General features: G+C 70.3%; 19 protein-coding genes, 1 tRNA gene and 1 pseudogene. 9 read left to right on the forward strand and 12 right to left on the reverse strand.

What is annotated here, in order from left to right; all coding sequences use genetic code 11:
* Positions 1-6: 6 nt before the first annotated feature.
* Positions 7-582, reverse strand: a complete 576-nt coding sequence (gene dcd, locus AB0M39_RS04460) for a dCTP deaminase (protein ID WP_365360038.1) — start codon at positions 580-582, stop codon at positions 7-9.
* A gap of 470 nt (positions 583-1,052) precedes the next feature.
* Between dcd and AB0M39_RS04465 the strand changes: the two genes are divergently transcribed.
* Positions 1,053-1,126: transfer RNA gene (locus AB0M39_RS04465), tRNA-Gly, on the forward strand.
* Positions 1,127-1,205: 79 nt separating this feature from the next.
* On the opposite strand, the gene AB0M39_RS04470 is transcribed toward AB0M39_RS04465, so the two are convergent.
* On the reverse strand, positions 1,206-2,159 hold the full coding sequence (locus AB0M39_RS04470) for a zinc-binding dehydrogenase (RefSeq protein ID WP_365360040.1): 954 nt from the start codon (positions 2,157-2,159) through the stop codon (positions 1,206-1,208).
* A gap of 77 nt (positions 2,160-2,236) precedes the next feature.
* Here AB0M39_RS04470 and AB0M39_RS04475 point away from each other — a divergent pair, with 77 nt between their 5' ends.
* Positions 2,237-2,629: a helix-turn-helix domain-containing protein gene (locus tag AB0M39_RS04475; protein WP_365360042.1), complete on the forward strand. Its 393-nt coding sequence runs from the start codon at positions 2,237-2,239 to the stop codon at positions 2,627-2,629.
* A gap of 337 nt (positions 2,630-2,966) precedes the next feature.
* On the opposite strand, the gene AB0M39_RS04480 is transcribed toward AB0M39_RS04475, so the two are convergent.
* A complete protein-coding gene (locus AB0M39_RS04480) occupies positions 2,967-3,293 on the reverse strand; it encodes a hypothetical protein (RefSeq protein ID WP_365360044.1) in 327 nt (108 codons plus the stop codon).
* Positions 3,290-4,510, reverse strand: a complete 1,221-nt coding sequence (locus tag AB0M39_RS04485; protein ID WP_365360046.1) for a Shedu anti-phage system protein SduA domain-containing protein — start codon at positions 4,508-4,510, stop codon at positions 3,290-3,292. The genes AB0M39_RS04480 and AB0M39_RS04485 overlap by 4 nt, the downstream gene beginning before the upstream one ends.
* A gap of 630 nt (positions 4,511-5,140) precedes the next feature.
* Here AB0M39_RS04485 and AB0M39_RS04490 point away from each other — a divergent pair.
* A pseudogene (locus AB0M39_RS04490) lies at positions 5,141-5,373 on the forward strand (DUF1152 domain-containing protein); the annotation flags it as partial.
* Between the two features lie 261 nt (positions 5,374-5,634).
* Positions 5,635-6,189 (forward strand): TerB family tellurite resistance protein, encoded by a 555-nt coding sequence (locus AB0M39_RS04495; RefSeq protein ID WP_365360203.1) that lies wholly within the window; start codon positions 5,635-5,637, stop codon positions 6,187-6,189.
* Between the two features lie 200 nt (positions 6,190-6,389).
* Here the strand turns inward: AB0M39_RS04495 and AB0M39_RS04500 are convergent, their stop codons facing one another.
* From AB0M39_RS04500 to mhpD, 4 genes are all read right to left on the reverse strand, one after another.
* On the reverse strand, positions 6,390-8,126 hold the full coding sequence (locus tag AB0M39_RS04500; protein ID WP_365360048.1) for a protein kinase: 1,737 nt from the start codon (positions 8,124-8,126) through the stop codon (positions 6,390-6,392).
* A gap of 276 nt (positions 8,127-8,402) precedes the next feature.
* Positions 8,403-9,446: a 4-hydroxy-2-oxovalerate aldolase gene (gene dmpG / locus AB0M39_RS04505; RefSeq protein WP_365360050.1), complete on the reverse strand. Its 1,044-nt coding sequence runs from the start codon at positions 9,444-9,446 to the stop codon at positions 8,403-8,405.
* Entirely contained in the window at positions 9,443-10,390 is a 948-nt protein-coding gene (locus AB0M39_RS04510) for an acetaldehyde dehydrogenase (acetylating) (RefSeq protein ID WP_365360052.1), read from the reverse strand. The genes dmpG and AB0M39_RS04510 overlap by 4 nt, the downstream gene beginning before the upstream one ends.
* Positions 10,387-11,208 (reverse strand): 2-keto-4-pentenoate hydratase, encoded by an 822-nt coding sequence (gene mhpD, locus AB0M39_RS04515; RefSeq protein WP_365360054.1) that lies wholly within the window; start codon positions 11,206-11,208, stop codon positions 10,387-10,389. Before mhpD ends, AB0M39_RS04510 begins: the two co-directional genes overlap by 4 nt.
* 216 nt (positions 11,209-11,424) lie before the next feature.
* On the opposite strand from mhpD, the gene AB0M39_RS04520 reads away from it, so the two are divergent.
* Positions 11,425-12,147: an IclR family transcriptional regulator gene (locus AB0M39_RS04520; RefSeq protein WP_365360205.1), complete on the forward strand. Its 723-nt coding sequence runs from the start codon at positions 11,425-11,427 to the stop codon at positions 12,145-12,147.
* Between the two features lie 30 nt (positions 12,148-12,177).
* On the opposite strand, the gene AB0M39_RS04525 is transcribed toward AB0M39_RS04520, so the two are convergent.
* The 3 genes from AB0M39_RS04525 to AB0M39_RS04535 all read right to left on the reverse strand — a co-directional run bounded on the left by AB0M39_RS04525 (position 12,178) and on the right by AB0M39_RS04535 (position 14,833).
* Complete coding sequence (locus AB0M39_RS04525) at positions 12,178-13,188, reverse strand: VOC family protein (protein WP_365360207.1); 1,011 nt, start codon at positions 13,186-13,188, stop codon at positions 12,178-12,180.
* Between the two features lie 2 nt (positions 13,189-13,190).
* Positions 13,191-14,054: an alpha/beta fold hydrolase gene (locus tag AB0M39_RS04530; RefSeq protein WP_365360056.1), complete on the reverse strand. Its 864-nt coding sequence runs from the start codon at positions 14,052-14,054 to the stop codon at positions 13,191-13,193.
* Positions 14,055-14,455: 401 nt separating this feature from the next.
* Complete coding sequence (locus AB0M39_RS04535; RefSeq protein WP_365360058.1) at positions 14,456-14,833, reverse strand: DoxX family protein; 378 nt, start codon at positions 14,831-14,833, stop codon at positions 14,456-14,458.
* Between the two features lie 114 nt (positions 14,834-14,947).
* On the opposite strand from AB0M39_RS04535, the gene AB0M39_RS04540 reads away from it, so the two are divergent.
* Positions 14,948-15,460 (forward strand): MarR family transcriptional regulator, encoded by a 513-nt coding sequence (locus AB0M39_RS04540; RefSeq protein WP_365360060.1) that lies wholly within the window; start codon positions 14,948-14,950, stop codon positions 15,458-15,460.
* A 150-nt stretch (positions 15,461-15,610) separates the two neighbouring features.
* Here the strand turns inward: AB0M39_RS04540 and AB0M39_RS04545 are convergent, their stop codons facing one another.
* Positions 15,611-16,144 carry a MarR family transcriptional regulator gene (locus tag AB0M39_RS04545; RefSeq protein ID WP_365360062.1) on the reverse strand — a complete coding sequence of 178 codons (534 nt, stop codon included), beginning with the start codon at positions 16,142-16,144 and terminating at the stop codon, positions 15,611-15,613.
* Positions 16,145-16,389: 245 nt separating this feature from the next.
* Here AB0M39_RS04545 and AB0M39_RS04550 point away from each other — a divergent pair, with 245 nt between their 5' ends.
* From AB0M39_RS04550 to AB0M39_RS04560, 3 genes are all read left to right on the forward strand, one after another.
* Positions 16,390-17,460, forward strand: coding sequence for an alkene reductase (locus AB0M39_RS04550; RefSeq protein WP_365360064.1), 1,071 nt, complete (start codon positions 16,390-16,392; stop codon positions 17,458-17,460).
* A 188-nt stretch (positions 17,461-17,648) separates the two neighbouring features.
* Positions 17,649-18,554 carry an NADP-dependent oxidoreductase gene (locus AB0M39_RS04555; RefSeq protein WP_365360066.1) on the forward strand — a complete coding sequence of 302 codons (906 nt, stop codon included), beginning with the start codon at positions 17,649-17,651 and terminating at the stop codon, positions 18,552-18,554.
* 194 nt (positions 18,555-18,748) lie between these two features.
* Positions 18,749-19,543 (forward strand): alpha/beta hydrolase, encoded by a 795-nt coding sequence (locus AB0M39_RS04560; RefSeq protein WP_365360068.1) that lies wholly within the window; start codon positions 18,749-18,751, stop codon positions 19,541-19,543.
* The last annotated feature ends 181 nt before the right edge of the window (positions 19,544-19,724 follow it).

Here is a 19,724-nt window from a genome sequence, read left to right on the forward strand (position 1 = left end):
TGGTCCTCACACCTGCGTCCGATGGAAGTTCATGAACGACCGCGAGGCCGTCGGCCCGCGCTGCCCCTGGTAGCGGGAGCCGTACTTCTCGGAGCCGTAGGGGTGCTCCGCCGGCGAGCTGAGCCGGAACATGCACAGCTGCCCGATCTTCATCCCCGGCCAGAGCTTGATCGGCAGGGTCGCCAGATTCGACAGCTCCAGGGTGACGTGCCCGGAGAACCCGGGGTCGATGAAGCCGGCCGTGGAGTGGGTCACCAGCCCGAGCCGCCCGAGGCTGGACTTGCCCTCCAGCCGGGAGGCGAGGTCGTCGGGCAGCGAGACGACCTCGTAGGTCGACGCGAGGACGAACTCGCCGGGGTGGAGGATGAACGCCTCGTCGCCCTCCGGCTCGACGAGCCGGGTGAGATCGGCCTGCTCGACGGCGGGGTCGATGTGGGGGTAACGGTGGTTCTCGAACACCCGGAAGTAGCGGTCGAGCCGCACATCGATGCTCGAGGGCTGCACCATGGAGTCGTCGTACGGATCGATGCGCACGCGTCCGGCGTCGATCTCGGCCCGGATGTCCTTGTCTGAGAGAAGCACGCCCTGAGGATACGCAGAGCGCACGGGCCCGCCCCAATCGGACGACCGCGTGCGCTCTGCCTCACCGCTGCGTCGCTACTGCTTGACCTGCTCCACGGGCACGACACTGCGAAGCCGCGCACAACGCGGACACCGCACGAGCCGCCCGGGCCCGATGCGTCCTGGGCCGAGCTGCTGCATCGGGAACGAAGCGGTAGTGAAGACGTGCCCCTCGGCACAGCGAACGACGGTGCGCTCCATCAAGTCCATCGGGTCCCTTCCCCAACGAATGCGGACGAACGACCACATTAGGGGATCAACGGGACACGCTATCGCGCGGCACTCCGGCGACCCACCGTACGCCTCAACTCCCTTGCCGCGCAGCCGCGTCCACGCGCTGGAGACGACGAAAGCCCCGCGGCGAAATACACCGTGGGGCCGGGGATGAGGTACAGTGTGCGACGATGCGGTTCCGGTGATCGGTCCGCTACGCGGGTGTAGTTTAATGGTAGAACATGAGCTTCCCAAGCTCAGAGCGCGGGTTCGATTCCCGTCACCCGCTCCACACGAAAGCCCCAGGCCAGCGGCCCGGGGCTTTGTTGTTGTCTAGTCCTCTCGGGGGCCGACCGCTTTCGCGGTGCGCCCTATCCCCGCAGAGGAAGACCCGGCGCGTGGCGACCGCGGTGTGATACCTCCAGAACCGCTTTTCCAGAGACCCGACGCCCGTGAAGCGCCTCGGCGGCCTCGTTGAAGCGTTCCCACGAGCCTTGCCAGCCGATTTCGACAGCCAGTGCCTCCTCCGCGGCCAGTTCGGCGAGGATGGCCAGGTCCGCACCGGCGTGACCCTCGATGACGAAGGAGGTCAGCGACTTGGCCGGGCCCACTGTCGCATAAGGCGGGAAGACAGCCGGTTCGCCGGAGGTCCAACCGACGCTCTGCACGCTTCCACCCGGGGCGAGCAGGTTCCATATCGCGACCAGCTGCGAGCCGCCGACGCTGTCGATCACCACGTCGACCTGCCGGCCGAGACCATCCAGGCCGACCAACACCTCATCGGCGCCGGCCTCGACCAACCCGTTCCCACGTGCCACCGAACCCACGGACGCGATCACGTGGGCTCCGGCCCGCGCCGCCAGTTGGACGGCGAACCGGCCGACTCCACCGGAGGCGCCGGTGACCAGCACCCTCTTGTCCTGTGCGAGTCCGGCCGCCCGCAGCGAGCGCAGGGCGGCAACTCCGGCCACCGGCAACGCGGCCGCCACCGCCAGGTCGACCGTCTTCGGGACCTCGGCGAGCGCAGCCACGTCGATCGCGACGCGTTCGGCGAACGCCCCCGAGGTCAGAGCCACCACCCGGGCACCCACCGTGGGACCCGTGCCGTCGGCCGCGGCCTGAACCACCACCCCGGCAGCATCCGAACCGAGCACCGCGCCCACCGGCACCCGTCCGGATCTGGCGTCGTTGAGGTCCCCGTAGTTCAGCGAGGCGTGGGATACGTCCACCAGGACCTGCCGCGGCGCGGCCACGGGGTCGGGGACCTCGGCGAGGCGGACGGCCGCGGGTGCCGACGGGTCGACGACAAGGGCGCGAACGGACATGTCTTCTCCTTCGGTGCACGTCTTGTTACAGCAGTCATCCTCGGTAACCTTGCAGCTCAGCGGAAGGAGGCACTTTCATGTCACACCGTCACACCGGTGTTCCCGAGGCCGTGATGAACGAGGCCTGCCCGGTCTCGGAAGTACTCGACCACGTGTCGGGCAAGTGGAGCATCGGGATCCTGATCGCCGCCGCCCACGGCCCCGTCCGCTTCACCGAACTCGAGCGCACCATCAACGGCATCAGCCGACGGATGCTCACCCTGAACCTGCGCAAGCTGGAGCGGGACGGCCTCCTCGTCCGCACCGTCTATCCGACTGTGCCGCCCAAGGTGGAGTACAGCCTCACGCCGATCGCCCGGGAGCTCCACGCCTCGCTGGCGGGACTGGTGGGTTGGGCCGAGCGTCATCGGTCCGCCATCGCCAAGTCCCGCGCCGCCTACGACACCGCGGCAGAGCAGGACGCCGCCTGAAGGATTGCACGCGCGACGTAGGCCCCGCCTCGAAGCCTCGGACCCTCGGCAATCCGCCTACCTATCGAAGGGGAAGCGTCTCAGCCCGCCAAGCCGACAGACGCGTGCCCTATCCGTGCCCTTCAGAGCGGTGAACAGCGGTCAATACAGGTACGGGCGAGCCCTCGCGACAGCGCGCTCGGTGGACTGTTTCCGCAGGTCAGATGCCTTGCAAATACCTCGCGCACCATAGATTCCCAAGCTCAGAGCGCGGGTTCGATTCCCGTCACCCGCTCCACAACAAAGCCCCAGGCCAAAGGCCCCGGGCTTCTTTACTGTCCGTTCGCCGAGCGACGTGTCAGCCGCGCTTCTGACGCAGGTGGCGAGAGGCCGCGAGGCAGGAGGACAGCCACGTCGCCTCAGCGCGATTGATGATCAGGTCGCCCACGGTGACCACCCCGTCCATCACGCTGCCGACCCGTATGGAATGGTCGCCGACGCGGAACAGCTGCCAGTCGGCATCGCTGTGCCAGAGCCGGCCGGTCTTCTCTCCCCGGCGCTGGGCGAAGACGAGTTCTTCCCCGTGCTCGTTGAGGAAGTAGCCGACGTAATCCTTGCCCGTGATCACGCCACCGCACAGGCGGGCCAGCAGCTGTTCGATCGCAGGACGCGCGTCTTCGGTCATGCCGTGGGCTCCTCGGTCTGGTGAGCAGGGTCCTGCTGCGCTGACGCGAGGGCTAGCATCCGGGCTGCTGAGTCCAGCAGGGTTCCGTACGTGATCACCTCAATGCGTGCCGCGTGCGTGTTGTAGGTGCGCAGTGTCTCCGCGATCTCCTGGGAGGTAACGCCCCCACTCACGAATTTCGGATGCCCGATCACAACCGTCGCCGAGGCCCTACGGGTATCGACGCCATGACGCGCGAGGATCCCCTTACGGTTCTCGTCCATGGTGCGGAGGTAGTTCTGCGCCTGCGACACCGCGTGGTGGGCCGCGGCACCCAACATGAGGTGGCCGCTGCGGCGAATCACCAGGTCCTTGATGTTGGCACGCTTGAGTTCCACCACATGAAGGGACCCGTCACCACGCAGAAGGGGGATGTCTAGAATCGTGTCCGAGGTGTACTGCCGACGTGCCAGCTCTGCCACATAGGCACCGCCGAAGATCCACTCCTGATTCTTCAGACGGGCGTGGAGTGCACTCTCGGAGCTCGTCTCGTCCTCCACCGCAACTCGGAGAGCGTCGAGACCTGCTCTCCGGGCCTTCAGCTCCAGCAACTGGGCGAGCAACCCCGCGTCGGCGTCCGCCAGGAAGTCGCCTACCATTCGCGCGGCCTCGGTTGATGTCGGTCGTGGCAGGTTCCTCAGAACCAGCTCCATGTGCCCGTACTGCTGGAGTCGCCTCCTCTCTCGAGTGGGCAGCCGGATCCCACCCTCCCCTGTACCAAGGCCCAAGTGGTCCACAGACAGGGCTATACCGCGAAAGAGGTCCCGCGCATCGGCCACCGTCGCCTCGGGGTTGTCCTTGGAGAGGGCGTCCAAAACGGCCACCGCTCTATCGGCGCCCATGGCCACCAGCCTGCGCATGCCCTCCTCGCTACGATGCCGAGCATCCTCGTCGTAGTAGTTCTCCAGGATTTCGAGGAACAGTTCGCCGCCGGCGTAGGCGGCGAAGCGCTGGAACCGCTGCGCAAGAGCGAAGTCTCCTAGCAGGAGTGATTCTTGGGCCACATCCTCCAAGGCGTTCACCAACGGCCTGCCCTTGCCGTACCCCGTCCCGCCGAAGGCAGGACCCATGATGCGCAGCACTGCATCGATGCGCTCCTGCACGCTCGGGTGCTCAGTGAGCTCCCGAGCTCCGCTGACCATCTGCCAGAGCGTGAAACCGGAACGAAAGGTCGTCATACGGCGACCTTAGAAGGAGGCACTGACAACGACCCGGGTTGAATGGATCGCGGCCGGACCGGCTCGATCAAACGAGTCTCCGCAGGGTGAGGCGGCCCTCCGCGCTCTGGGCCCCACCGTGACGCTGGGAGCGGTGCACAGCAGCCCCAGGTCCGAGACCTGAGGCCCCGTCGTTATCTCGATCTGACGTCTCGCCCCGGCAGGATGTGGTCTCCGACGCACTCGCGCGCCGCCCAAGGGGACGTGCCACTACGTGCCAGTAGAGGCGGTGAACAGCGGACGACAGGGGGCCGACCAAGATACTGAGGGGACGGGAACGAGTTGACATTTCTGCAGGTCAAAGACCATCTGAGTGCCCAAGTACCGGGTGATTCCCAAGCTCAGAGCGCGGGTTCGATTCCCGTCACCCGCTCCACACGAAAGCCCCAGGCCAGCGGCCCGGGGCTTTGCCGTTGTCCCGCCGAGCCCCCGAGCTCCGCGTACCAGTCGCGATGCCGACCCATTTTTGCGGCGAAGCCCATGCGCCGAAGCCGACGACGGGTCACGACTTCCAAGCTCCGTCGACCAGAAACGAGACCATCGTCCCGCCGAAGGGGCTCTGGCCGGCGCTCCAGGAGTCCGACAGCTCGTTTGACGAGAAGCGTCCATGTGGTCCCGGACGACACCCGGCCGGTGGCCCCCGCAGGCTCGACCCTTCCGCGGCTCGCCGGGGAGCTCCCGCAGACCTTCGCCCTGATCGATCCGCACCACGGCGCCAAGGGCATCACGCGGGCCGGCTCGAAGAACTCATCCAGCACCTTGAGCCCGAGTCCATCGATCTTCTCGACGTGGGCGGCGACGTCCTCGCGCCGGGCGACGCTCCTGTCTTCGCCCCGCGCCGCCCGGCCGCCGGACGCGCGCGGCGCGAGTAGACGCCGAGCCCCCAGCCGATCACGGCTGGGGGCCTTTGACATGCACTTTTGGCATCGACCGAGCTGGTCCCCCACGTCTGACGTCTGTCGTTCGCGCACTGGGCGTCGGTCGACCGGCTGAGGAACTTCGGGGTGTCGGGAGGCGTTGGGAGGAGGACGCGTGAATGCGCGCGGATGACCGGAATGACATGGGCAGAAGCCGAGGTGGCACGCGTGGCGATGTGGGATCGGATCAAGGACCAGGCCAAGAGTCTGCAGCAGCAGCAGTCGCAGGGGACGCGGGGCTCTGGTGGACACGGGCGACCGGGTGCGGGGCACGCCAGCGGGTCGCGGGCTCAGCTGGTGAACACGCTCAAGTCCCAGCTCACGTCCCTCAAGGCGGAGTTGAAGAGCGGTGCCTACCGGGACGCCAGCATGGCGATGTGTGCCCTGGTCGCGGCCGCCGACGGGCAGGTCGACCCGGCGGAGCGGCAGCATGTGGAATCGCTGATCCTGAACAACGACGTTCTGCAGAACTTCCCGTCCGACCAGTTGCGGCAGCGGTTCAACAAGCATGTCGACCAGCTGGCGTTCAACTTCCAGCAGGGCAAGGCTGAGGCCATGCAGGAGATCGCCAAGGCGGCGAAGAAGCCGACGGAGGCCAGGGCGGTCGTGCAGACCGGTTTCGTCGTCGCCGGTGCGGACGGTTTCGTCGCGCCGGCCGAGGAGCAGGTCCTGCGCGAGGCGTGCTCGGTGCTCGGCCTGTCCCCGCAGGAGTTCGGCATCTGACCCACTGCCCCACCGCGTGTCGCGGTGCTCCGTCGGAGTGACATCCACAGCTGACGTCAACGCCCCCGGACGGCAGCAGCTCCGGGCCGCCCGATCAGAGCCCGCGCTACCAGCTGAAGCCCACTGCCACGGCGCCGGGGGCGAACTTGCACAGCAGATGTGGGCGACCCCGGAGCGGGTCGCCCACTGGTTGGGAACGCCTAGCAGCGGGGCAGGGTGCCGGTCTGCTTGGTGAGTTTGGCGCTGTGGGCCCAGCCTTCGGTCTTCGTCCCCTCGATACGGGCGTAGATCCACTTGTTGCCGTGGGCGTTGGTGACGTAGCAGTGGTAGTAGATCTTCACACCGGTCTTGACCGTGGTCACGTACTGGCATTCCGCGTACGGCCCGGTGTAGAGGTGGGACGTCGAGGCCAGGTAGCCGTAGCCGTTGCCGCGGTTCTCGTGGGCCCAGCCGGTGCAGGCCGTCGACACCGGGGTGGGCTCCTTCACCGTCGGGCTGGGCTTGGTCTCCGGGGAGGCCGACGGGCTCTCGGTCGGCTTGGCGTCTATGGCGCCGGGCTTCTTCGTGGGGCCCAGATCCTCGTCCTCGTCACCGTCCGGCGCCTTGGAGGTCGACGGCTTCGAGGGCGTGCTGGGAGAGCCGGCGGACGACGGGGTGCTGCCCCCGGTCGGCCCCGGGCCGTCCGTGGGGGAGCCGGCGCCGGGCGGCGTCGCCTGTGTGCCGTTCGTGGTCGTGCCGCCCTGTTGGGACGTCAAGGCGTAGGTGATACCGGCGCCTGCGGCAAGCAGCACGACGGCGGCCGCTGCCGCGACGACGGTGCGGTTGCCGCGGCGCCCTGCGCGACGGGCTGCCGTCCGGCTCGTCTCGGGAGCGGGGAATCCGGCGTGGCCCGCGACCGGCGCGCCGTGCTGCGGCAGGTCGGGCTGCCCGTAGCCGGGGTGCGGAGGCTCTGGCTGCGGGGCGGGCTGGGGGAACAGCGGGGGACCGAACCCGGGGGCCGGTGCGGCGGCGGCCGCAGTGCCGGGACCCACCGTGGGAGGGGGTGTCGGCGTCGGAGCGGCGGTCGGGAGCTGGACCGTCCCGCCCGAGGCGACGCGCTCGAGCATGCCGCGCGCCTGTTCCGCGGTGGGCCGGTGCTCCGGCTCCTTCGCCATCAGCGCCCGCAGCACCGGCGTGAGCGGTCCCGCCCGGCGGGGCTCCGGCAGGGGCTCGGTGACGATCGCCGAAAGGGTGGACCACGCGGACGTGCGGCGGAACGGCGACGTGCCCTCCACGGCTGCGTAGAGCGTCATGCCGAGCGACCAGATGTCCGACGCGGGACCGGGCTCCCTGCCCTGCGCGCGCTCCGGCGGCAAATAGTCGAGGGAGCCGACGAGTTGACCGCTCTGGGTCAGCTTGGCCATGGCGTCGTCGCCGGAGGCCTCCATGCTGGCGATGCCGAAATCGGTGAGCACGACCCTGCCGCCGTGCTCGATCAGCACGTTTCCCGGCTTGACGTCCCGGTGGAGTACACCGGCCCGGTGCGCGGCGTCGAGGGCGTCCATCAACTTGGCGCCGATCGCGGCGGCTTCGTGGGGCTCCAGCGTGCCGCGCTCCGTCAGCACGTCGTCGAGCGAGGGCCCGTCGACGAGTTCCATGACGATGACCGGGAGGCCCTGCTCCTCGGTCACGTCGTGCACGGTGACCACGCCGCTGTGCCGGATACGGGCGGCGGCCTGCGCCTCCCGCTGCATCCGGGTTCGCACGTCGGCCAGTTCGGCCGCGGAGGTGTCGGTGAAAGCCCGCAGGACCTTGACGGCGACCTCGCGGTTCAGCAGCTCGTCCACCGCCCGGGCGACCACTCCCATGCCGCCGCGCCCGATCATGGAGGTCACCCGGTAACGCCCGCCGAGTACCTTGCCCGTCAGCTCTCCGCCATGCGCTTCCCCCGCAGTCACCGCACGCTCCGTTCCGTGGTTGTTGGTGAACCATCAATCCGAAGTCCTCAAGGGTAGATGCAGGGATGTGAGGGGAAGGCGGCGGCCGTGCGCAGGTATGTGGCTGCCCATCAGGGTCGTCGCCCGTGGGCGCGGCGGTCCCCGGCCGTGCGTCTCGGCTGGCGTCGGATGGCAGGACCGGGTGCTAAGCCGTCCAGCCGGGTGAACTGGCCGTGTCCGGCTCTTTCGAGTCAGGCGGTGGCGCGGGCTCGAGTCAGGCGATGGCGCGGGCTCGAGTCAGGCGATGGCGCGGGCTGCGGCGAGGTCGAGGGCGATGTCGGTGATCATGTCTTCCTGGCCGCCGATCAGCTTGCGGCGGCCGACCTCGACGAGGATCGCGCGGGCGTCGATGCCGTAGTGGCGGGCGGCTGTCTCGGCATGGCGCAGAAAGCTGGAGTACACACCGGCGTAGCCGAGCGTGAGGGTCTCGCGGTCCACCCGCACCTCGCGGTCCTGGAGGGGGCGTACGACGTCGTCGGCGGCGTCCATCAGGGGGAACAGGTCGCAGCCGTGCTCCCAGCCCGTCAGCTCGGCGACCGCGACGAACGCCTCCAGGGGGCAGTTGCCCGCTCCGGCTCCCTGGCCGGCGAGGGAGGCGTCGACGCGGGTGACGCCGTTCTCGACGGCGACGACCGAGTTGGCCACCCCCAGCCCGAGGTTGTGATGGGCGTGGATTCCCAGTTCGGTGGACGGGTCGAGGACGTCGCGGTAGGCGCGGACGCGGTCGCGTACGCCGTCCATGGTGAGGTGGCCGCCCGAGTCGGTGACGTAGACGCAGTTCGCGCCGTAGGACTCCATCAGTCGGGCCTGCTGGGCCAGTTCGGCGGGGTCGGCCAGGTGGGACATCATCAGGAAGCCGGACACGTCCATGCCCAGGTCGCGGGCGGCGGCGATGTGCTGGGCGGTGACGTCGGCCTCGGTGCAGTGAGCGGCGACGCGCACCGAGCGGATGCCGAGCGCGTGTGCTCGGCGCAGGTCGTGCAGGGTGCCGATGCCGGGCAGGAGCAGGGTGGTGGGCGCCGCGTGGGTCACGGCGTCGCAGACCGCCTCGATCCACTCCCAGTCCGTGTGGGCGCCGACGCCGTAGGTGATGCTGGAGCCGGACAGGCCGTCGCCGTGGGCGATCTCGATCGCGGCGACTCCGGCGGCGTCGAGTGCGGCGGCGATGGTACGGGCCTGTTCGACGGTGTAGCGGTGGCGAACGGCGTGCATCCCGTCCCTGAGGGTCACGTCCTGCAGGTACAGGGCGTTCCGCTGGGGCGCGGTCATGGGCGCGGTCATGGGGAGACTGCCTTCGTGGTGCGGTGGGCGGCCATGCGCTCGGCGGTGCGCAGGGCGGCCGAGGTCATGATGTCGAGGTTGCCTGCGTAGGCGGGCAGATAGTGGGCGGCGCCCTCCACTTCGAGGAACACCGACACCTTGGCGGCCTGGCCGGACCGGGAGGCGGCCGGCAGGAGGGAGCGCAGTGGGTCGTCGACGGCGACGCGTTCGAACTGCACCTTCTGCTTGAGGCGGTAGCCGGGGACGTACGTCTGGACGCGCGCGGCCATCTCCTCCACGGAGGCGGTCACGGCGGCGTCGTCGCAGTCGCCGACGAGGCAGTGCACGGTGTCCCGCATGATGAGCGGCGGTTCGGCGGGGTTGACGACCATGATGGCCTTGCCGCGGGCCGCGCCGCCGACCTGCTCGAGGGCCGACGAGGTGGTCTCGACGAACTCGTCGATGTTGGCCCGCGTGCCGGGGCCCGCCGAGCGGGAGGAGAGGGAGGCGACGATCTCCGCGTAGTGGACCGGGGTCACGGCGGCGACGGCGGCCACGACGGGGATGGTGGCCTGCCCGCCGCAGGTGACCATGTTGACGTTGGGCGCGTTCAGATGGGCGTCGCCGTTGACCGGCGGCACCACGTACGGCCCGAGCGCTGCGGGGGTCAGGTCGACGACCGTACGGCCCCGTGTGCGCAGGACCTCGTCGTGGCGCCGGTGCGCCCGGGCGGACGTAGCGTCGAAGACGAGGGACACGTCCGCGAACTCGTCCAGCTCGACCAGGCCGTCCACGCCCTCGTGAGTGGTCGCGACCTTCAGTCGTCGGGCGCGGGCCAGGCCGTCGGAGCCGGGGTCGATGCCGGCCATGGCGGCGATCTCCAAGGAGTCGGAGAGCCGCAGAATCTTGATCATGAGGTCGGTGCCGATGTTGCCCGAGCCGATGACGGCGACCTTCGTGGTCATGCTCCGGTTCCTTCCGTGGCGGAGGCGGCGAACGCGGTGGTGACCGTGCCGAGTCCCTCGATGTGCGCGGTGAACTCATCGCCTTCGGCGGCGACGGCCATCGGGCCGAGCGCGCCGGTCAGGACGATGTCGCCGGCCCGCAGCGGCTCGCCCAGGCCGGCGAGCGTGGAGGCGAGCCAGAGGGCGGCGGTGAGCGGGCTGCCCAGGCAGTCGGCGCCGGCGCCCCGTGAGACGGTCTCGCCGTTCCTGGTCAGGGTCATCCGTACGTCGCGCAGATCGACCCGGTCCAGCGGTACGGGCGCGCCGCCGAGGACGAACAGGCCGCAGGAGGCGTTGTCGGCGACCGTGTCGACGATGCCGATGTCCCAGTCGGCGATGCGGCTGTCGACGATCTCCAGCGCGGGCAGGGCGAACGCCGTGGCACGCAGCAGGTCGGCGACGGTCGGGTCCCGGTGCGGCAGGTCCGTGCCGAGCACCAGGGCGACCTCCGCCTCGATCTTCGGCTGCAGCAGCCGGCCGGGGGCGATCTTCTGCCCCTCGGGCACCGCCATGTCGGCGAACAGGGCGCCGAAGTCGGGCTGGTCGACGCCGAGCTGGCGCTGCACGGCCGGCGAGGTCAGACCGATCTTCCGGCCTGCCAGGCGCCGGCCGGCGGCGATGCCCCGCTCGACGTTCAGGCGCTGCACCGCGTACGCGGCCGCGATGTCCGCCTCGGGCAGCAGATGACGCACCGGGGGGCACGGGACGCCGGCGCGGGCGGCTTCGTCCAGGACGGCCGCTGCCTCGGCCACCGGACCGGCGGACTCGTGGGCGCTCACGCTTCACCCCTGTCGGGAGCGGCGGGAAGGGGCTGCGGGATGGGCATGCGGGTTACCTCCGGAGGAGAGCGGAGCTCCGGAAAGAGAGCGGAGCTGGTGAGGGGGGGTCGGTACGGGCGGGTTGCCGGCCATCGCTGTGACGCCTGCCAGGTATAGACGCGCATCGTGAGCAACGGCAAAATATGTTCCATGACACGGAACAGCGCGCAGGGAAACATGCTGGACAAGGCAGTGGCAGTCTTGGACTGTTTCCGGCCGGACGGCGGATCGTTCCGCCTCACAGAACTCTCCCGGCGTACGGGTCTGACCAAGACCACGGCGTTCCGGCTGTGCGGCGAACTGGTCCGGCTGGGTCTGCTCGAACGCGATGCGGAGAGCTACCGGCTCGGCGGCAAGCTCTTCGAACTCGGCTCGCTCGTGCCACGTCGGCAGGATCTGCGCGAGGCGGCCCTGCCCTTTCTGCAGGACCTGTTCGAGGCCACGCACGAGACCGTCCATCTGGGGGTGCGCGAAGGCCACGAGGTGGTCTACGTGGAGCGCATCCACGGTCATGGCGCCCTGCGGCTGCCCTCCCGGATCGGCGGTCGGCTTCCCCTGACCTGCACCGGCGTCGGCAAGGCGCTGTTGGCCTTCTCCGGCGCGGAGCTGGCGGAGGAGGTGCTGGACGCACCCCTCCCCAGCCTCACGCCGCACTCGGTCACCGATCCGGAGCGGCTGCGCACCGCCATCGAGCAGGCTCAGGTCGCGGGCCTGGCCTACGAGGAGGAAGAGGCCGCCCTGGGCGTCAGCTGCATCGCGGCGCCCGTCTTCGACGGGGCGGTGGCGGTGGCGGCGCTGTCGGTCGCCGTGCCCCGCAGCCGCTTCCGGCCCGCCCAGCTCGCTCCGGCGGTACGGACCGCCGCGTTGGGACTGTCGCGTGCGTTGCGCTCGGGCGTCTGAGAGTTGCGCTCGGGCCTCTGGAGAACGGTGTCAGTCGTCGGGAATGCCGGTGCCGCTCAGCGACGGAACCGTGCTCTCCGTACGGGTCAGGGAGCGGGCCCCGGCCCGGAACTGGGCGAGCTTGTCGACGATGGTCTGGCCGACCGGGAGGTGGCCCCAGATGCTGATGCCCTGGTGAGTGGTGGGCTCCCAGGTGGTCTCGTCGACGACGACGGGGTTCCAGCCGACCTCCCACTCGAAGCCCGACGGGGTGCGGGCGTAGTAGGAGAGTTCCTTGTCGTTGGTGTGCTGGCCGACGGACAGGGCCATGTCGAAGCCGAGTTCGTGCACGCGCTGGTAGCTCTGGGCCACGTCGTCGAGGGTGGCGGCCTGGATGTTGAGGTGCTGCACGCGGGTGCGGATCGGGTCGATCGACAGGCCGCCGCGGGTGGCGGCGACCGCGATGGAGTGGTGGCGTTCGTTGACGCGCAGAAAGCGGATCTTGAGTTTGACGCCGCTGATGGTCTCGTCGATGTAGTCGGTCAGGCGGGCGTCGAAGACGGTGTTGAAGTAACCCCGGGTCTGCGCAGGCCTGGTGGAGGTCAGCGCGATGTGGCCCATGCCGCCGTCGCCGGTGACGAAGCCCGAGGCGAGCATGCGCAGGGGCTCGGCCGACGTCACCGGGGTGGTGCAGATCTCCTGTGTGATGCCCTTGGGGCCGGGGAAGCGCAGCAGGCGCTCGACGCCGCGCAGGGCCGCCTCCTCGTCGGTGCCGACGGTGAAGGGGACGCCGTGGGCGCGGATGCGGGCCTCGATGCGTTCGAAGGCGGCGTGGTCGTCGATGTGCCAGCCGGTGGCGACGACGTCCTCGGCAGGGCCGCGCCGGATGAGGAAGCGGCATTCCTGGTCGTCGAGGCGGAAGCGCATCAGGTCGCGGGAGAGCGGGTCGTGGTGCATGCCGATGGCGTCGGCGCCGAAGCGGCGCCAGTCGGCGAAGCGGTTGGTCTCGATGACGATGTGTCCGAGGCGGACGGCGCCGAAGACGGACGAGGCGTCGTGCATGGTCATCGGCGGCCGGCCAGGAACTCGGCGCACAGGCGGTTGAACAGCTCGGTGCGCTCGAACTGCACCCAGTGCCCGGTGTTGGCGACGAGGTACAGGTCGCAGTTGGGCATGCGGTCGGCCAGCATCCGACCGCCGGACGGCCGGTTGACCTTGTCCTGTGCGCCCCACAGGACGAGGGTGGGCACGGGCAGCCGGCTCAGGCGCGGGTCGCGGGTGAAGTCCATCTTCCACAAGGTGCGCAGCCCGGCGGGGCGTTGCAGCGGCGGAGAGGCGATCACCTCGGGGTCGATGCTGGCCTGGTAGCGCTCCTCGATGGCGGAGTCCGGGACCTCGGCGGCGTTGAAGACGAGGTAGTTGCGGATGAACCTCTCCAGCTTCAGCCGCGAGGGGCCGTCGCCGGTGTAGTAGCCCAGCAGGTTGTTGAGCCCGGGAGTGGGCAGGGCGCGGGTGTTGCCGATCCCGCCGGGGCCCATCAGCACCATGCGGTCGACCCGGTCGGGGGTGTCCAGGGCCAGCCTCAGGGCACAGGCGCCGCCGTAGGAGTTGCCGACCAGATGGGCCTTGTCCAGGCCGAGTTCGTCCAGCAGGCCGCGGATGCCGTCGGCCAGACAGCCGAAGGGGTCGGCGCCGTCGACGCCCTTGGTGCTGCGCCCGTAGCCGGGCAGGTCGGGCACGATGACCCGGTACGCCTTGGCCAGCTCGGCGATGTTGCGGGCGTAGTTGGACACGCCGGAGGCGCCGGGGCCGCCGCCGTGCAGCAGCAGCACGGGCGGGCCGTCGCCCGCCTCCGCGACGAAGATCTTCTTTCCGCCGATGTCGTACGTCGTCTCCTGCATCGTCGGCAGGTCGGCATGCGGGGTCATGGTGTCGGTCCTCACTGGGCGGTGTCGCGCCTCACTGGGCGGTTTCGCGGTCGGGCGGGGTGCGGCGGCTGTGGTCGAGGCCGCTGGGGGGGGCGGCGGGTGCGCAGAGGCGGCGGGTGTACGGAGGCGGCTGCGTAGCCGTGGGCGTGGGTCGCAGGGCGAAGGCGGCCGTACGGCGGGTGGCCGTCCAGGGCAGCAGGACGCTCTCCCTGGCCCTCCTCGGTCCTCCGCGGCCGGGGTCCAGCTGCCGGACTCCGTCGAGGTGGGCCGGGCGCGAGGCGAGAGCTCGGCATCGCGCTCCAACGCGACGATCCTGGGGGTGTTCCGCGTGACCCGCACGTATGCCACGTACGCGTGGAACGAGATCGCCTAAGGACCGCTCATGGATCACTAACGGATCGCTAGAGGGCGTACGGGCCGAACCGGCCCCATGCCACGACAGCCGCGAGCGCGAGCAGCACCAGATTCACGGCGATCATCTGAGCCTCGCTGCGACGGGCGTGCACGCCCATGGCGCCGAGCATGACCAGTGCCAGGCCGACGGCCGCCAAGGGCGCCAGCACCGGTGCGATGCCGAGCGCGGGCGGCAGGACCAGGCCGAGCGCGGCCAGCACCTCCACGCCTCCGATCAGCTTCACCGTCCCCGGGCTCACACCCTCGGTCCAGCCCATACCCGAGGCCGCCAGCTTCTGCTTCGGCTGGGACAGCTTCATCGTCCCGGCCGCCAGGAACCCCGCGGCGAGCACGCCCGCGACGACCCACAACAGAACGTTCATCATGATCAACACCTTTCAATGACTTAAACCTTTAAGTGGAGGCTAGGGCTCATTCACTTCAAGATGCAAGTCATCCAGTAAATTGATCACTTCAAGCGTGAAGCTATACTCGCGAGCATGGAGACCCCGCAGGAACCTCGCTGGCTGGACAATGAGGAAGACCAGGCATGGATCGCGCTCAGCAGCATGCTGATGCGGCTCCCCGCGGCGCTGGACGCGCAGCTACAGCGCGACGCCGGCCTGAGTCACTTCGAGTACCAGGTGATGGCCGGGCTCTCCATGGTCCCCGAGCGCACCCTGCGGATGAGCGAGCTCGCCGCGTTCGTGGAGGGTTCTCTTCCCCGGCTGTCCCAGGTCGTCGGACGGCTGGAGAAGCGCGGCTGGGTACGCCGCAGCCCCGACCCCGACGACGGCCGCTACACCGTGGCCACCCTCACCGACGACGGTTTCGACAAGGTGGTCGCCACCGCCCCCGGGCATGTGGAGGCCGTGCGCGGCTATGTCTTCGACGCGCTCACCAAGGCGCAGGTCCGCCAGCTGACCACGATCGGCCGCCGCATCGTCGGCGCCGTCGATCCCCATCACCCGCTCGTCACCGGAGCGCTGGACCGACTGCGCCCCGAGAAGTAGCAACGCCTCGGGGGCGGGGAGGCGGCGAGGGCGGGGGGGGCGGGGCGGCGCGAGGGCGCGGCGGCCGCCGAGGGGCCGAGCCTCCCCGCGTACTCCGTCGCGAGTCGAGGCGGCTAACCCTCCCCGCACACCCCGTCGCGAGTCGACGTACTAACCCGCCCCGCACACTCCGTCGGGATCGGCGGCAGCCTGTACGAGGTTCTGCTCCAGGCGTTCGAGGGTGTGCAGGGCAGCGGTTCGCTCGTCGGCGGAGAGGCCCGCCGTGGAGAGCTCCTCCAGCTGGCTCCACACCTGCTCGACCTCGCGGCGCAGGGCGTGGCTGGCCGCCGTGGGCTCGATGAGCGAGGCGCGCCTGTCGGTGGGCGAGGGGCGGCGGCGGACGAAGCCGGCCTGCTCCAGGCGCCGGACAGTGCGGGTCATGGTGGCGGCGTCGGAGTCCAGCAGCCGCACCAGGTCGGCCTGCCGCTGGGGGCCGAGCTCCCAGAGGTGCATCATCACCAGCTCCTGGCCCGGATGCAGGCCGATCCGGCGCAGCAGCTGTCCGGCGAACATGCGGTGCAGGCGGGCCAGGCGGAAGATCGCGTGACTGACCGGCCCGCCGCCGGCCGCGGCCGGCACCGGAACGGTGACCCCCTGCCCCGCGTCCGCGGGGCCCTTCCCGGTTTCCGGTGTGGACTGCGTCATCGAACCTCACTTCCCTGCTTAGGCAGCATCAGCCTACCTTCCGGCGCGTTACCTGTCCGCACCACCGCCGCCACCTGCGCATATACGGGCAGGCAGCAACCTGTTACGTGCTTCACATCCGGGAGCGGGAATGGATTCGAGGCAGTTACCTGTTCGAGCAAGTGATTTACTTGTTCAGACAGGCATCCGCTGATGCGGCTCGTGAGAGCCCGGCAGCGGAGCGCGACTCACCGGAGGAGAAACCCATGACCACTGCTTTCGATCCGATCGTCCTGGGCGGCAAGCGCCTGGCGAACCGCCTGGTGATGGCGCCGATGACCCGCAGCCGCGCCTACGGTCCCGGCGCCGAGCCGACCGAGCTGATGGCGACGTACTACGCGCAGCGGGCCGCCGCCGGGCTGATCGTCACGGAGGGCGTCCAGCCCTCGCCGGTCGGTCAGGGCTACCCCGACACCCCCGGCCTGCACACGCCCGGCCAGGTGCGGGCCTGGCGGACGGTGACCGACGCCGTGCACCGCGAGGGCGGCACGATCTTCGCGCAGCTGATGCACACCGGCCGGATCGGGCACCCGAGCCTGCTGCCCGACGGGCTGGCGCCGGTGGGGCCGTCGGCCGTGGCTGCCGAGGGCCGGGTGTACACCCACGAGGGGCCGAAGGAGTTCGTGACGCCGAAGGAGCTGACCGAGGCGGAGATCCGGCAGACCGTCGCCGACTTCGCCGACGCCGCCCGCAACGCGGTCGAGGCCGGGTTCGACGGTGTGGAGCTGCACGGCGCCAACGGCTACCTGATCCACCAGTTCCTCGCGCCCAACACCAACCACCGCACCGACGCCTGGGGCGGCTCGGTCGAGGGCCGGATCCGCTTCGCCGTCGAGGTCGTCGCCGCCGTGGCCGAGGCGATCGGCGGCGAGCGGGTAGGCCTGCGGATCTCGCCCGGGAACCAGTTCAACGACATCTCCGAGGACGCCCCGGACGAGGTCTACCTCGCCCTGCTGGACCGGCTCGCCGGCCTGGACCTCGCCTATCTGCACCTGATGGAGGGGCCGAACCGCGACCTGACTCCGCGGCTGCGCAAGAACTGGCCCGGCACGTTCGTCCTCAACCCGTTCACCTACCCCGACGTCACCGGCCCCGACGCGCTGGGGCTGATCGAGGACGGAAGCGCGGACATGGTGGCGTACGGGTCGCTGTTCCTGGCCAACCCCGACCTGCCCCGGCGTCTCGCCTCCGGCGGTCCGTTCAACGACCCCGACAAGGCCTCTTTCTACGGCGGCGACCACCACGGCTACACGGACTACCCCGTCCTCACCGCCTGAGCAGCTACCCCGTCCTCACCGGCTGAACGACTACTCCACCCTCACCGTCTGAGCCACTACTCCACCCTCACCCACCTGAGCGACTACCCCGTCCTCACCGCCTGAGCGGCGACTCCGCCGCGGCAGCCGCACAGTGAGTCACAGCGCGTGCGGTCCCTCTCCCCTCGCCTCTACCCCAGGAGTTTCCGATGTCGAAAGCGATCACCTTCTCCGAGTACGGCGCGCCCGAGGTGCTGCGGCCGTCGGAGGTCGCCCCGCCGGAGCCCGCGCCGGGCCAGGTCCGGATCCGGGTGCGGGCCGCCTCCGTGAACCCCCTCGACCTCAAGATCCGGTCCGGTCTCCTGGCGAAGGCCGCCCCGGCGCGCTTCCCCGTGGTCCTCGGCCTGGACGCGGCCGGTGTCGTCGACGCCGTCGGCGAGGGAGCCGGCGCGGCCGTGGGGGACGAGGTCCTCGGCGCCGCCGTCGGCGGCAGCTACGCCGAGTACGCCCTGCTGGAGCGGCCGGTGGCCAAGCCCGCGGCCCTGTCGTGGGAGGTCGCCGCCTCGCTGGTCACGGTCGGCGAGACCGCGTCCCGTGTCCTGCGGCAACTGGGTGTGCAGGCCGGGCAGACCCTGCTCGTCCACGGCGCCGGCGGCAGTGTGGGCGCCATCGCGGTGCAACTGGCCGTGGCCCGCGGCATCACCGTCGTCGGGACGGTCGGCGAGCACGCTGTCGAGCGCGTCACCGGGCTGGGCGCGACCGCGGTCCGTTACGGCGACGGCTGGGCGGAGCGGGTGAGGGCCGCTGCCTCCGAGGGAGTCGACTTCGTCTTCGACGCCTCCGGCGCCGGCGTCCTCGCCGACTCCGTCGCCCTGACCGGCGACAGCGCACACGTGATGACCATCGCCGACATGTCGGCCGCCGAGCACGGTGTCCGCTTCAGCGCCGGCGGCGCCGACCAATCCGAAGACGCCCTGCCGCAGCTGGTGCGGCTGGCGGCGGCCGGCGAACTCGACGTCCCCGTGTGGCGTACGTACCCACTGGACGAGGCCGCCGCCGCGCACCGGGACATCGAGACGCGCCGCGCCAAGGGCAAGGCCGTTCTCCTTCCCTGAACTTCCGTGCGGCTGAACTTCCGTGCCGCTGACGGCCGAGGCGGACGTCACCGCCGGGGTTCGAGTCCCTCGGCCAGTAGTGGAACGGCATCCTCAGCCACACCTCGGCCACCCGCCCCGCCCGCGCCCGCGCCCGCGCCGGCGACGCGCACCGCACCTACACACCCCGTAGCTCCTCGAAGAAGGGACCCCCCGTGTCCGCACGCGTCCTGCCCGAAGCCACCTTCGCCCGGACCGTCCTGGGCTCCGGCCCCGGCCTCGCCCTCGCACACGGCGCCGGCAGCAGCGTGGCCGGCACCTACGGCCCGATCCTGGACGGCCTGGCCGCCCGCCACACGGTGGTCGGTATCGACTACCCCGGCAGCGGCGACACTCCCCGCTCCGCCGAACCGCTGTCGCTGGACGACCTGGCCGACCAGCTCGTCGCCGCAGCCGTCGCCGAGGGCCTGGAGACGTTCGCGGTGTCCGGCTACTCGCTCGGCGGCCCGGTCGCCGTCCGCGCGGCCGCCCGCCACCCCGAGCGCATCACCGCCCTCGTTCTGACCGCGACCTTCCCCTACCGGGACAACCGGCTCGCGCTCGCCGTGCCCGTCTGGCGCAAGCTGGCCGAATCGGGCAACCGCGAACTGCTGGCCGAGTACCTCACGATGATGGCCCTCGGCGCCGACGCGCTGGAGACGATGCCGGAGGAGCAGCTCCAGCAGGCCGTCGGCTTCACCGCCGCCAGCATCGCGGACGGCACCCCCGAGCATGCCGAGCTGGCCCCCCGGGCCGACGTCCGCGCCGACCTCCCGGGCATCCAGGCACCCACCCTGGTCATCTCCACCACCCAGGACCGCTTCACCTCCACCCGCCTGCACCACCAGCTCGCCGACGCCATCCCCGGCGCCCAACTCGTGGAGATCCCCACCGGCCACCTGCCCATGGTCGAACGCCCCGAGGAATGGCAGCGGCTCATCACCGACTTCCTCGACAAGCACCGCGCCTGACGTACACGCACCTGTGGGGCCGACACCGCCGCTGGTGCCGGCCCCACGGCTGGAGCTACGGATCAGGGCATGCCCACGAGAGGGGAGGTGCGCGGTCGGCTCTGGCAGGTCATCGGCTGGCCATCGACGAAGCCCGACCGTCGGTTAGGTCCCGGACGATTCTCCGGGCCGCCCCCAGACA

It is taken from the genome of Streptomyces sp. NPDC051907, assembly GCF_040681075.1.
Classification (GTDB): Bacteria; Actinomycetota; Actinomycetes; order Streptomycetales; family Streptomycetaceae; genus Streptomyces.

Coding starts and splice junctions, on each gene's coding strand:
- AB0M39_RS04535 (WP_365360058.1), bottom strand. CDS start 14,833: ATGATGAACGTTCTGTTGTGGGTCGTCGCGGGCGTGCTCGCCGCGGGG.
- AB0M39_RS04480 (WP_365360044.1), bottom strand. CDS start 3,293: ATGACCGAAGACGCGCGTCCTGCGATCGAACAGCTGCTGGCCCGCCTG.
- AB0M39_RS04475 (WP_365360042.1), top strand. CDS start 2,237: ATGTCACACCGTCACACCGGTGTTCCCGAGGCCGTGATGAACGAGGCC.
- AB0M39_RS04520 (WP_365360205.1), top strand. CDS start 11,425: ATGCTGGACAAGGCAGTGGCAGTCTTGGACTGTTTCCGGCCGGACGGC.
- AB0M39_RS04540 (WP_365360060.1), top strand. CDS start 14,948: ATGGAGACCCCGCAGGAACCTCGCTGGCTGGACAATGAGGAAGACCAG.
- dmpG (WP_365360050.1), bottom strand. CDS start 9,446: ATGACCGCGCCCATGACCGCGCCCCAGCGGAACGCCCTGTACCTGCAG.
- AB0M39_RS04555 (WP_365360066.1), top strand. CDS start 17,649: ATGTCGAAAGCGATCACCTTCTCCGAGTACGGCGCGCCCGAGGTGCTG.
- AB0M39_RS04550 (WP_365360064.1), top strand. CDS start 16,390: ATGACCACTGCTTTCGATCCGATCGTCCTGGGCGGCAAGCGCCTGGCG.
- AB0M39_RS04530 (WP_365360056.1), bottom strand. CDS start 14,054: ATGACCCCGCATGCCGACCTGCCGACGATGCAGGAGACGACGTACGAC.
- AB0M39_RS04470 (WP_365360040.1), bottom strand. CDS start 2,159: ATGTCCGTTCGCGCCCTTGTCGTCGACCCGTCGGCACCCGCGGCCGTC.
- AB0M39_RS04525 (WP_365360207.1), bottom strand. CDS start 13,188: ATGCACGACGCCTCGTCCGTCTTCGGCGCCGTCCGCCTCGGACACATC.
- AB0M39_RS04485 (WP_365360046.1), bottom strand. CDS start 4,510: ATGACGACCTTTCGTTCCGGTTTCACGCTCTGGCAGATGGTCAGCGGA.
- AB0M39_RS04545 (WP_365360062.1), bottom strand. CDS start 16,144: ATGACGCAGTCCACACCGGAAACCGGGAAGGGCCCCGCGGACGCGGGG.
- AB0M39_RS04510 (WP_365360052.1), bottom strand. CDS start 10,390: ATGACCACGAAGGTCGCCGTCATCGGCTCGGGCAACATCGGCACCGAC.